Below are 12,090 nucleotides of genomic sequence, written 5' to 3'. Positions count from 1 at the left end.
TTAAGGATTTTTATTTACATTTCAATAACCTGGTGGTTGAAATTATTTATATCAATTTCATGGAACAGCTTTTTTATGAAAGACTCATCATATTTATTCATAAAATAAATTATGCTTATTACACGTTCCTGAAGGTTATGATTTGGGTAGATATTATTTGTAACTTTATCTATCTGGGTTGTAGTTGTTTCACTTTTTTTAGCTTGTGAATTAATCAGCTTGGTTTTGAAAATTTCGAGGCTTTGCTTGGTTTTTTCCTTCATATTATCAACCGCATTCAATAATGTCTGGTCAACTTTGACTGTCATATTCCTCATATCATAAAATATTTTGTTAAGCTCATCGATATATTTTGATATTTCATCTTCAACTTTTACTTCTGAAAGCTTATCAACCACTTTTGAAACCAGGAAGCTGTGATGGAAAATATCTTCAAGCTTAACATTGAAATTATTCATAAACTTGGCAATTTTACCCTCAATTATGCTTACTGATGCCCGGGGATATATAACCGGCATTGTAATATCGTAATGTTTGTAAGCCGGTTTGAACTGGGCAAAATAAGATATTTCTCCCGGACCGCCAATATATGCTGCCGTTGGCAGCAGGTAGTCCTGGCATATTGGTCTTAATACAACATTCGGGCTGAATAATTCCGGTGATTCCTGGAGTAAGTTCAGCATTTCTTCATTTTCAAACCTGCGTTTAGAATTTTTTAAAGCGAACTTACCGCCATCTCGCGGTTCTATTAAAAGCCTGTTGTTATTATGCAGGAAAAACATATTTATTACTTTGGGTTTAACCTGAAGGTCGTAATGTTTTTCGATCTCTGCGCTTTGTGTAATAATTGATTCACACAGCTTAGGGCTGCTTGTAAGCTCTTTTTCAAACACCGGTATTAACAGGCGTTTTATTTCATGATCTGAAGGGTCTATGAATACGATACCGTAACCTTTGAATATATCATTCATCAGCCCCGCAAATGCTGTTTTATAATCATTGCCTTCATGGTAATGTTTTGTGACCATATTCATTACCTTATCCTTAAAATCTGTATCTATCAATGAGCTTCGTAACTGTTCATTTATACTGTTTATCATTTCGCTGAATACAAGGCTTCCGACAGGAGGTGTGTTCTTTTTACTGTTGTCATCCTCGCCCGCAGATTCATCTTCAAATCCAACTCTCACAAGCTCGTTCTGTTTATCAATAAGGTAAGTATGATTCGCTTCTTCATAGTCGTGATCTTCACTTTCGAGCCAGAAAACAGGAACAAAATTGAACTGTGGAAACCTTTCTTTAAGCTCCCTGGCAAGTTTTATTGCGGAAATTGTTTTTAATATCGTATAAAGCGGACCTGTATATAAAGAGACCTGCTGGCCAGTAACGATTGTAAAAGTATTTTCCCCGGTCAGCTGTTCAATATTCGCTGCTGTAAATTCATCCCCTCCAAATGTAACATTCTGCCTTTTCAGAATATCGATAAGTACATTTTTATCGAAATATCTGCTTGTGTTATAGTTATGGACCTTTTCATCAATTACCTTGAAGAAATCTTCATTTTCCCTGAACATCGCATTGAAAAACGGCTTAAGCTTTGCTGAATCTTCTTCAGACTGTGAAATATAATCAAGGTACAGATTGTTGAAATTGGGAAGTTTATTGAATTCTACTGAGTACATTATTTATTGTTTTCTTTCTTTGAAGGTGACTTTTTTTCTGCGGATTTTGATACCTTAGACGCGCTATCTTCAGTTTTATTTTCTGCTTTAGATGTATCTGTTGTTTGGGTTTCTTTGGCTTTGCCGGAACGGCTTCCGCTTTGCTGTTTGTTTTTATAATCAGTAAGATAAAAACCGCTGCCTTTGAAGATCAGTCCCGCTCCGGTGCCGATAAGTTTTTTCAGAGTGTTCTTTCCGCATGCAGGGCATTTTTTAAGCGGAGGATCGCTCATCTTTTGAAGCTCTTCAAGTTCGTGTCCGCAATTGGAACATTGGTATTCGTAAAATGGCATATAATTATTTTATAAAGTTAAATTTATTTAAAATTTCATAAACTGAACCATCCTGAGTAAGAGTGCTTTTCATCAGGTAAAAGGAATCAAAGACAATGTTTTCTGAAGGGAAAGAAACAGTTAACTCTTCATCTATCTTTTTTCTTTTATTTCTGCTGAATCTACCCAGTGTTATGTGTGGAATAAATCTTTTCTCAGGTTTTACACCAAAATTCAGAATGATCCTGTCAATAAAACTCACAAGCTTATCGGAATTGTTCCCTTGTTCTATTAACCCTGCAAATATCACGTTCGGATACCGGCTGTTTGGAAAATACCCGATCTTATCTGAAGAAAATCCAATATTTTCAAAATCAAATTTTAACCTGTCCAGGGTAGATGCTAAAACAGTGGTTCTTTCTTCATCAATATCACCTAAAAACCTTAATGTTAAATGGAATTTATCAGGTTTCTCCCATTTGATATAATGATCTTTAAATCTGTTTTTTAAATCCGGAAGGATTTTTTTCAGTTCTTTAAGATCCTCTTCTGCCGGATTTAATGATAAAAATAAACGATTTTTAGCCAATAAGATAAATTAATTACCTGATTTACAAAATTATCGATTATTGTTTTAATATTCAAAGTAATATACAAATAAAAAAGCCTCTGAAAATTCAGAGGCTTTAAATAATCTGCGAAAAATGAATTATTTTACTAAACTCATTTTGTTGGTTTTGATATTACCATTGGATTCAAGCCTGTAATAATAAATACCGCTTGAAAGATTTGAAGCATCAAAATCTACGGTATATTTACCTGTTGTCAGGTTATCTGATACCAGTGTTGATACTTCTGAACCGGTAGCATCATAAACTTTTAAAGTTGTAAATCCGTTTTTCGGTATATCAAACTGGATCTTGGTAACCGGGTTGAACGGATTTGGATAGTTCTGATGTAATTCAAATCTTGTTGGTACAGCGTTCGGATCCTGAACTATTCCGGTTGCAGCATTGCCGAATACAGCGATACTGTCTAATACCATACCATGTCCGTCTGAATCTTTATGAACGAATGATAAGAAAATGTTCTGTCCAGCCCATGTTGTAAGCGGGAAGCTGTATCTTCTCCAGATTATTTCAGTTGCACCAACGGGAATGCAGTGTACGCAAACGCTGCCTGCATACTGTGTAAAGCTTGACTGCAATGAATCGGTTGTTGATACCCTTACTAGCAGTGAATCATATGGATACGGGCCATCACTAAACTGCTTTACAAGCCAGAATACGACTGAATCACCTGCAACGATACCGTTAATTCTTGGTGAAACGAGCCAGTCTTCACCATTAGGTGCCTGGTACTGTATAAATGCAACAGCTGAACCGTGTTTTGCAGGAAGTGAACCAAAAGAAGCTGTAAGCGGAGCAGTAACCCTGTTCCATACATTAGCTCCAACAACATTAATGCTTCTCCAACCTGCAGGCGGAACTGACGTTTCAAAACTTTCAAAAAGTTTTGTAACCTGTGAATTGATCGAAATTGTGCTTAAAACCAAAAACAAAAAAATAGTTAATTTTTTCATTGATCCTCTTTCTTTTTTAAAATTGAGTAGCTAATTTAAGTGTAAAAACAAGCTAAAAAAAGGCTTAAATTTGCATTATTAGTAGTATTTTTTATTAACTGAATACAGTAGAAAAGAAACTATTAGTCATATTTTATGACTTTAAAAATTTTTATATTTGCACTTCCCGATAAATAATACGCAAATTATAAATTTTACACTATATAATATGGATACATTATCACCTGAAGCAGCAACAGCAACAAACGGAAAACCAGTTGATTTTCTTCCCTTAAAGAACTGGGATCACATTGAGTTTTATTGCGGTAATGCCAAACAATCCGCAATATATTACCAGTATGCTATGGGATTTAAATTAACAGGCTATAGCGGTCTGGAAACAGGTAACAGAGAAAAGGCATCATACCTGCTGGAACAGGGAAAGATAAGATTTGTATTGACTACCCCTTACCATCCCGAGAGCTTTATTTCGGAACATATTAAACAGCACGGAGACGGCGTTCGTGATATAGCACTGGAAGTTGATGATGCGGAAAGCGCTTTCAATGAAACAGTTAAAAGAGGAGCTGTACCGGCATTAGAACCGACAAAAATCGAAGACGAAAACGGATTTATAATACGTTCGGCTATTAAAACATACGGTGATACGATCCATTCGTTTATTCAGAGGAATAATTATAAGGGATTATTTCTGCCCGGATTTATTGACGCTTCTGCAAAAGCTGTACAGGGAATAAAAGATGCCGGTTTAAGATCAGTTGATCATATGGTAGGAAATGTTGAGCTTGGAAAAATGAATTACTGGGTAAAGTTCTACGCTGAAACAATGGGATTCAATCAACTGTTATCATTTGATGATAAGGATATATCAACCGAATATACCGCTCTTATGAGCAAGGTTATGCAGAACGGTACGGGTAAGATAAAATTCCCGATAAATGAACCTGCTGCAGGTAAAAAGAAATCTCAGATAGATGAATACCTTGAGTTTTATCACGGCGCAGGCTGCCAGCATATTGCTATGAACACGACAAATATTGTTGAAACAGTAAGCGACCTTAAAAAAAGGGGAGTGGAATTCTTAAGAGTACCAACAACTTATTACCAGGAGCTTGAAGCGCGTGTCGGAAAGATCGACGAAGATATTGATGAGCTTGCAAAACACGGTATACTTGTTGACCGTGATGATGACGGTTACCTGCTTCAGCTTTTCAGCAAACCAATTGAAGACAGGCCGACAGTGTTTTTTGAGATAATTCAGCGCAAAGGTGCAAAATCGTTTGGTAAGGGGAACTTCAAAGCCCTTTTCGAAGCTATTGAAAGAGAACAGGCTGTTAGAGGAACACTTTAACAATTGACAATTAGCAGTGAACAATTATCAATGAACATTTTTCTAATGTATTTTTCGTTCATTTACTATTCACTATTCCGCAAATTCACTATTTAAAAATTAATGGCATATTATCATAAACTGGGAAAATTCCCGCAAAAAAGACACGTGCAGTTCAGACAGGCTAATGGTGAGCTTTACCAGGAGGAAGTTATTGGAACTGAAGGGTTTTCCGGAATTTCTTCAATTCTGTATCATATAAATCCGCCTACAAAAGTAAAGAAAATAGATAAAACTGAGGATATTTCATTTAAAGAATGGAATGATGGTATATTAAGGCATGTGCATCTTCATACAATCGATTCCAAAGCTGAAGGTGATCCAATTTCCGGTAGAAAAGTCATGATATTCAATAATGATGTATCAATGGCTATCTGTAATCCTTCCAGACAAATGGATTATTTTTATAAAAACGGTGAAGGCGATGAGGTGATCTTTGTTCATTACGGCAGCGGAACAATGGAATCACAATACGGTACACTTGATTATAAAGATGGAGATTATATTGTAATTCCCCGCGGTATAATTTACCGGATAATTACCAAAAGCGAAAAAACCAAGTTCATGGTAATTGAATCACCCAGCCCGGTATATACACCGTCTAGGTATAAAAATTCCTACGGACAGTATCTCGAGCACTCGCCTTTTTGCGAAAGAGATTTCAGGGTTCCGCAGGAATTAATAACTGTTGATGAAAAAGGTGATTTTCTTGTAAAAATAAAGAAGTTCAATAAGCTGCATCACTATATTTTTGATTTTCATCCATTGGATGTTATCGGGTGGGATGGATATTTCTATCCCTGGATATTTAATATCAATGATTTTATGCCTATTACAGGTAAGATACATCAGCCGCCCCCGGTACACCAGACTTTTGAAGGAAGGAATTACGTGATATGCTCATTCTGCCCAAGGCTGTTTGACTATCACCCCGATGCTATACCTGCTCCTTATAACCACAGCAACATTGATAGCGATGAAGTACTTTATTACGTTGAAGGCAATTTTATGTCACGCAAGGGCGTTGATGTCGCTTCATTTACATTGCATCCCGGTGGAATCCCTCACGGTCCGCATCCGGGAACAATGGAAGCTTCAATTGGCAAAAAAGAAACTCTTGAGCTTGCCGTAATGATTGATACCTTCCACCCGCTTAAGCTGACTGAGCATGCTAAACAATTTGACCTTCCTAACTATCCATACACCTGGAATGAAGAAGGTCATGAAGCTGAAATAGAATAACCGGGATATGAGTTAAAACTATGTAATTTTTGGATTAAAAGGCTGTTGTAAAACAGCCTTTTTTAATATGTAAAAACTATCTATATTTATTTTACTCAAAAACCTAAATAGGAGTAAATATGAATCTCATTATCTTAAAAACAATTACCTTTATAGTATTATTCAATACATTTACTTTCAGTAACTGGCAATGGGTTTCAAGCGGTCTTGGCGGTAACTACCCGGTCCAGGCAATTACATCCTTTGGAAATTATATTTATGCTGGGACCAATCTTTTCAGCAACGGTTCAATGTATTACTCTACTAATTTTGGCAGCCAATGGCATAACATGTTTACAAATAATGCTGATGTTTTAGCTGCAGTTTCTGATGATAGTTTTGTTTACTTAGCAACAGATAAAGGTATTTTCAGAACAAAAAATCTTGGGCAAAATTGGGAGCATTGTCTTAACAATAACCATGTATTCTCTTCGATAATTACAGTTAATTCCGCATCGACTATTTTAACTTGTTGTTACGATAATGGCAACGGAAAGATATTTCTTTCAAATGATTTTGGTGTTACATGGACCCAGACACTTTCACTTGGTTATGAAATCGTTACTCTTTTTAAAACAGAAAATGTTATTTATGCCGGTACAAATGGGGCAGGGGTATACAAGTCGACAAATAACGGGCTGAACTGGAGCCAGACACCGCTATATGATGAGAATGTTAATTCTATTACTGCTTATGGCAGTACAGTTTTTGCCGGTACTATGAATAATGGTGTTTTAAAATCTACTGATTACGGGCAAACCTGGAGCCGATCATTAAACATCACTGACCTTATTTTTACTGTAGCTGCTCACGGTAATTATATTTTTGCGGGAGTTTATGAATTTAAAAATTTTTATTACAGTTCAAATAATGGACAAAGCTGGAGCCATTTGAACAGTGGAATATTGGATCCTGCACATTCTTCAGTCAGAACTATACATATCGCGGGAGATTATATCTATATTGGAGTATCAAACTCAATGTATAATGGTGTTTACAGGAGACCTTTAAGTGAAATAATTTCGGTGCAGCCAATTTCAACAAATATTCCTGATCACTTTTCTCTTTCCCAAAACTACCCGAATCCTTTTAACCCGGTTACAAAAATAAAATTTGATATCAGCGGAACTTCAGTGGCACAGACATTCCTTTCTGTCTACGATATTATGGGGCGGGAAGTCGAAATTCTCGTGAATGAAATGCTTAAACCAGGCAAATACGAGGTTGATTGGAATGCAGCAAACTACACAAGCGGTGTTTATTATTATAAAATTACTTCCGGTGATTTCACTGAAACCCGAAAAATGGTTCTTGTAAAATGATCTGCCCAATGGGTTGAACAATTAGCGTAATTCGAAAAATTTGTAGTTATTTTTTATAATTTTTCTAAAAGGCTGTTTGCAAAACAGCCTTTTTTGTTGTTTACCAATGATTTATTTTTGCAGTCTATGAAACTTTCAGATCAAACTCAGCTAAATATTCAAAAAGCGCATTTTGTGAACGGAATTGCGCCGGATAATTATCAGGTAAAATACCGCAATATTTATGAATTGCTGCAACACCGCGTGCATTTACAGCCGGATGATATTTATATTACATATTATCCGGATAGCGGAATTAAACAATCGCTTACGTACAGTCAGTTTATAACTAAAGTATTTAAAACTGCGAATTTTCTGATTTCAAAAGGGATTAAACCCGGCGACAGGATCTCAACTATTTCACATAATCATATAAACACAGTTATACAGTATTTTGCAGCCTGGTGTATGGGTGTAACAGTCGTACCATTAAATATAAGCGAAGAGCCGGATAGAATTGAGTATATTCTGAAAAGTTCACTTACTAAACTTGCATTTATAAAGCATGAATACCTGCCTAAATTTACTGAAGTACTGAAAAAGCTCTCCGTTATAACTGTTGTACATTCAGCTGAAGCAGGTGTTGATAATGGTGATATTATTATTTATGAAAATGAAATTGAAGGTCAGAGTTCTGATTTTGTACCGGATAAATCTGTCAATCAGGAAACTGAGTCACTCATAGTATATACCTCTGGTACAACCGGATTGCCTAAAGGAGTAGTATTAACTCAATATAACCTGATGGCAGATGCTGATGGAATCAGTAAATGGCACGGGATTGAACAGGGTACAATTATGATGTGCGTACTACCCATTCATCATGTGAACGGTACCGTTGTTACTATAATGACCCCGATGTATGCCGGCGGTACTCTGATACTTAATCAGAAATTCCACACCGATGTATTTTTTCAAAGACTTGCGGATGAAAAAGTTAATATTGTCAGCGTTGTGCCAACATTGCTGCAATTCTTATGTCATGATTTTGAACAGGAAAAAAGTAACAACCTGCAGATTTCTGACCTTCCGGTTTTTCGCCACATTATATGCGGCGCGGGACCATTAACTTGCGAGCTGGTTCAAAAGTTTGAGACTATGTTCGGTTTAAAAATCGTACACGGGTACGGACTTTCTGAAACGACATGTTATTCATGTTTTATTCCCGTTGATCTTAATAAAACCGAACATAACAAATGGCTTCTGGGATATGGCTTTCCAAGCATTGGTATTGCTATTGAGCCCAATGAAATGGATATCCATAATGAAAAAGGTGAATCTATGCCTGAAAATTCGCGGGGCGAGATAGTAATTAGGGGACATAATGTTATGAAGTATTATGACGAAAATGCCGAAGCTAATGATAAAACTTTTGAGTTCGGCTGGTTCCGAAGCGGAGATGAAGGCTTTTATTTAAATGATAACTCGGGGAGGAAATATTATTTTATTACCGGAAGGTTAAAAGAGCTTATCATCAGGGGAGGTGTAAATATAGCCCCGCTGGAAATTGATGAAGTCCTGATGTCAATTCCTGAAGTAAGATCTGCTATAGCCGTTGGATTTGATAATGACTGGTACGGTGAAGAAGTTGGGGCACTTGTTTTGCTCAAAGAGAATATTAAACCGACTGAAGAGCTTAAAAATGAAATACTCGATCATTGCAGAAAAAAGCTCCCCGCGTATAAATCACCCAAAACTGTTGTTTTCAGCGATACAATACCGGTAACATCAACCGGTAAATACCAGCGTAATAAGGTGAAACATCTTTTTGCAGAATTTAAAACAAAACAGTTTAAATGAAAATTATCAATTCAACCGGCAGAGAAGACCTTGCAATTGTGCATATCGCACAGGCAGCCGGCGGAAATTATGTTGAGTTCGTTGAATCACTTTATCCCCCTAAATCCCGGGAAGAAAAATGGATCCTGACTCTTTCTACGTTATACGGATGTCCTGTAAGCTGTACTATCTGCGATGCAGGACCATTTTATTTGGGCAGAATAAGCAAAGAAGGTATGTTCTGGCAGCTTGATTACATGCTGTCAAAAAGATACCCTGATGGTTGTATTCCCGTTAAAAAGTTAAAAGTTCACTTCACCCGTATGGGCGAGCCTGCATTTAATATGAGCGTTCTTGAAGTAATTGAAGAATTTGATCTTTATTTTAATGCACCCGGATTTATGCCTTCAATATCTTCCATTGCTCCGAAAGGAAGTGAAAAATTCTTTAAAGAATTACTCAGAATTAAGAATGAAAAATTTTCGGGAGGAAAGTTCCAGCTCCAGTTTTCCATTCATACAACAGATATCAAAAAAAGAGATGAACTCATCCCCGTTAAGAAATGGAGCTTTAATGAAATTGCTGCTTATGGTGATAAATTTTTCAGGGAAGGGGAAAGGAAAATTACTCTTAGCTTTGCTCCTTCAAATGAATATATCATTGATCCCAATAAGATTGCCGCGATATTTGACCCGCAAAAATTCATTATCAAGCTTACTCCGCTTAACACTACTTCATCAACTGTGAAAAACAATTTAACGTCGCTAATTAGTCCGCTTAATACTGAAGGAATTGAAAGCCTGGCAAGTGAATTCAGAAATAACGGTTATGAAGTGATAATCAGCATAGGAAGTTACGAAGAGCTTAAAATTGGCAGTACATGCGGACAAAACCTGGTAACCAACCTGCAGAATGAAATGAAAGATTGATTATCATTTAGTTTCTTAAATCATGTAAATAAAAAAGCCATCCTGTTTAACAGGATGGCTTTTTGTTTGCAGCAAAAATGCTGCAAAGGTAATATTATTTTACAAGTAACATCTTCTTTGTTTCTACAAAGTTACCTGATTCTAATCTGTAGAAGTAAGCTCCGCTTGAAAGCTCTGAAGCATTGAAATCTACTACGTAGTTTCCGGCGGGTTTAACATCGTTTAACAATGTTTTAACTTCTCTTCCGAGTATATCAAATAATACAAGCTTAACATTTCCTGCTACAGGAATTGAGAACTTGATATTTGTTACAGGGTTGAACGGATTAGGATAGTTCTGGCTTAATGAATAAACCTGAGGAACCTGGTTGTTAACAGGGTTAACACCAACTAAGTTGCCGAGTAAAGCTGCAAGAACCGGCTGGAATCCGCCTGCTCCAGAGAAATATCTGGGGTCACAGAATAATGACCTAACTTCATATGTTGATGTAAGCCTCATTATACCGGCAAGTGTATCTGCTGCTGTGTGGTTGCCGTATCTGTAAAGACCGAATGAACCGTTGCTGAATCCGGCGCCATCAGGATAGTAGTTAGCGCCCGGTGTTGTGATATTTCTTGTATTGCCGTTATCTACAGCCAAACCAACAATATTACCCGGTGAAGGGAAAGCGTTATCGAGTTTATATGTGAAGCCTGCAATTGTACCTGAGAAGTTAGCGTCTAATCCGACGGAACCTGTTCTTGCATAGTTATAAGCAAGATCACCGCCGATAAGTACTAATGTTTTCCTGTTACCTGCTGTACCGCTGTTAAGCCATGCGATAAGATTGTTTCTTGCTGTAGCTCCAAGGAACCTGGTTGTAATAGCGTCAAATGCTGTTTCCTGTATGATAATTCTGTTATATCCTGATAAAGTAGGAAGTGTTGAGTTTGTATCAAATGTTACGAGATCATATCCGCCAACAATACCGCCCAAATGGGTGCGCATTGAATCTCTGTCTTTTTTTCTTTCAGCCTGTGTTGTTGCAATTGTTGAATCATGTACTAAAAGAAGCGTGGTGTTTGCTGCCGGAGCAGGTCCGAGTAATCTTATGAAATCAATACCGATAAAATCACTGTTTACGCCTGAAGGACCGCCGTTAACTACTCTGTAGTTGATAGCGAATCTGCCGTTAGCGCCTGCTGAAGGAAGAGTGAATCTTCTTTCTGCCCATGAACCTGTGAGTGTTGTTTTGAATCTGCCTAACTCAACCCATGAACCTGAGCCCGGAACTGTATCGCCGTTTGATGCCCAGTAAACTCTGATTGAATCGGGGAATGTTGAACCCGTAGGTCCTCTTTCGTAGAATGAAAGTGTATCGCCTGATGCACCGTTTACAACCGGTGAAATAAGCCAAAGATCGATCGGGTTTGCACCGGTAACGTTGTTGAAGTTAGCGGCAACATAACCTGTTGCGGGACCGTTGAATGCTGCGAAAACAGTACTGTTACCCTGGAACCAGTTGGGTGATGTACCTGCAGGACCGCCAGCGGGGCCTCTTTTTGGAATGTAGCCTCTTGTACGTAAAGCAACTGTATCATTTGCTCCGTTTAAACTGTCTACATACTTTACAATAGCGTTAGTGTAGGGAACAGTCGGCTGAATAGCGTCTGTTTCTGTTGTGCCTGATGTCTTTGAATTGAACGGATCTGACCAGATCAGCCCAAGAAAAAATACACCGATGGCAAAAACTGCGAGAATCGGGAATGCTTTTTTCATAAATTTGAATTAATGT

Annotated in this window: 10 protein-coding genes; 5 read left to right on the top strand and 5 right to left on the bottom strand. The window is 37.3% G+C overall.

What is annotated here, in order from left to right; genetic code table 11:
* Nucleotides 1-14 precede the first annotated feature (14 nt).
* The 4 genes from bshC to J0M37_14670 all read right to left on the bottom strand — a co-directional run bounded on the left by bshC (nt 15) and on the right by J0M37_14670 (nt 3,575).
* Entirely contained in the window at nt 15-1,682 is a 1,668-nt protein-coding gene (gene bshC / locus J0M37_14685; protein MBN8586333.1) for a bacillithiol biosynthesis cysteine-adding enzyme BshC, read from the bottom strand.
* A complete protein-coding gene (locus tag J0M37_14680; GenBank protein ID MBN8586332.1) occupies nt 1,682-2,014 on the bottom strand; it encodes a zinc ribbon domain-containing protein in 333 nt (110 codons plus the stop codon). The genes bshC and J0M37_14680 overlap by 1 nt, the downstream gene beginning before the upstream one ends.
* A 4-nt stretch (nt 2,015-2,018) precedes the next feature.
* The gene (thpR, locus tag J0M37_14675; protein ID MBN8586331.1) at nt 2,019-2,582 is read right to left on the bottom strand and encodes an RNA 2',3'-cyclic phosphodiesterase; all 564 of its coding nucleotides are present in this window, start codon (nt 2,580-2,582) and stop codon (nt 2,019-2,021) included.
* Nucleotides 2,583-2,702: 120 nt separating this feature from the next.
* Nucleotides 2,703-3,575, bottom strand: a complete 873-nt coding sequence (locus J0M37_14670; protein MBN8586330.1) for a choice-of-anchor J domain-containing protein — start codon at nt 3,573-3,575, stop codon at nt 2,703-2,705.
* Nucleotides 3,576-3,783: 208 nt separating this feature from the next.
* Between J0M37_14670 and hppD the strand changes: the two genes are divergently transcribed.
* From hppD to J0M37_14645, 5 genes are all read left to right on the top strand, one after another.
* Nucleotides 3,784-4,926: a 4-hydroxyphenylpyruvate dioxygenase gene (gene hppD / locus J0M37_14665; protein MBN8586329.1), complete on the top strand. Its 1,143-nt coding sequence runs from the start codon at nt 3,784-3,786 to the stop codon at nt 4,924-4,926.
* Nucleotides 4,927-5,028: 102 nt separating this feature from the next.
* A complete protein-coding gene (locus J0M37_14660; protein MBN8586328.1) occupies nt 5,029-6,207 on the top strand; it encodes a homogentisate 1,2-dioxygenase in 1,179 nt (392 codons plus the stop codon).
* A gap of 119 nt (nt 6,208-6,326) precedes the next feature.
* Complete coding sequence (locus J0M37_14655; GenBank protein MBN8586327.1) at nt 6,327-7,568, top strand: T9SS type A sorting domain-containing protein; 1,242 nt, start codon at nt 6,327-6,329, stop codon at nt 7,566-7,568.
* Between the two features lie 126 nt (nt 7,569-7,694).
* A complete protein-coding gene (locus tag J0M37_14650; GenBank protein MBN8586326.1) occupies nt 7,695-9,407 on the top strand; it encodes an acyl--CoA ligase in 1,713 nt (570 codons plus the stop codon).
* Nucleotides 9,404-10,315: a radical SAM protein gene (locus J0M37_14645; GenBank protein MBN8586325.1), complete on the top strand. Its 912-nt coding sequence runs from the start codon at nt 9,404-9,406 to the stop codon at nt 10,313-10,315. The genes J0M37_14650 and J0M37_14645 overlap by 4 nt, the downstream gene beginning before the upstream one ends.
* Before the next feature lie 94 nt (nt 10,316-10,409).
* Here J0M37_14645 and J0M37_14640 read toward each other — a convergent pair whose 3' ends face one another.
* Nucleotides 10,410-12,074 carry a T9SS type A sorting domain-containing protein gene (locus J0M37_14640; GenBank protein MBN8586324.1) on the bottom strand — a complete coding sequence of 555 codons (1,665 nt, stop codon included), beginning with the start codon at nt 12,072-12,074 and terminating at the stop codon, nt 10,410-10,412.
* Between the last annotated feature and the right edge of the window lie 16 nt (nt 12,075-12,090).

The sequence above is a fragment of the Ignavibacteria bacterium genome (assembly GCA_017303675.1).
Taxonomy (GTDB): domain Bacteria; phylum Bacteroidota; class Ignavibacteria; order Tepidaquicellales; family OLB5; genus OLB5.
Note: the sequence above shows the minus strand (reverse complement) of the source record. Positions and strands in the feature narration are given on the sequence as shown.

Excerpts from the sequence above, each read along its gene's own strand:
- bshC (MBN8586333.1), bottom strand. The coding sequence starts at position 1,682 with ATGTACTCAGTAGAATTCAATAAACTTCCCAATTTCAACAATCTGTAC.
- J0M37_14680 (MBN8586332.1), bottom strand. The coding sequence starts at position 2,014 with ATGCCATTTTACGAATACCAATGTTCCAATTGCGGACACGAACTTGAA.
- J0M37_14670 (MBN8586330.1), bottom strand. The coding sequence starts at position 3,575 with ATGAAAAAATTAACTATTTTTTTGTTTTTGGTTTTAAGCACAATTTCG.
- hppD (MBN8586329.1), top strand. The coding sequence starts at position 3,784 with ATGGATACATTATCACCTGAAGCAGCAACAGCAACAAACGGAAAACCA.
- J0M37_14660 (MBN8586328.1), top strand. The coding sequence starts at position 5,029 with ATGGCATATTATCATAAACTGGGAAAATTCCCGCAAAAAAGACACGTG.
- J0M37_14655 (MBN8586327.1), top strand. The coding sequence starts at position 6,327 with ATGAATCTCATTATCTTAAAAACAATTACCTTTATAGTATTATTCAAT.
- J0M37_14650 (MBN8586326.1), top strand. The coding sequence starts at position 7,695 with ATGAAACTTTCAGATCAAACTCAGCTAAATATTCAAAAAGCGCATTTT.
- J0M37_14645 (MBN8586325.1), top strand. The coding sequence starts at position 9,404 with ATGAAAATTATCAATTCAACCGGCAGAGAAGACCTTGCAATTGTGCAT.
- J0M37_14640 (MBN8586324.1), bottom strand. The coding sequence starts at position 12,074 with ATGAAAAAAGCATTCCCGATTCTCGCAGTTTTTGCCATCGGTGTATTT.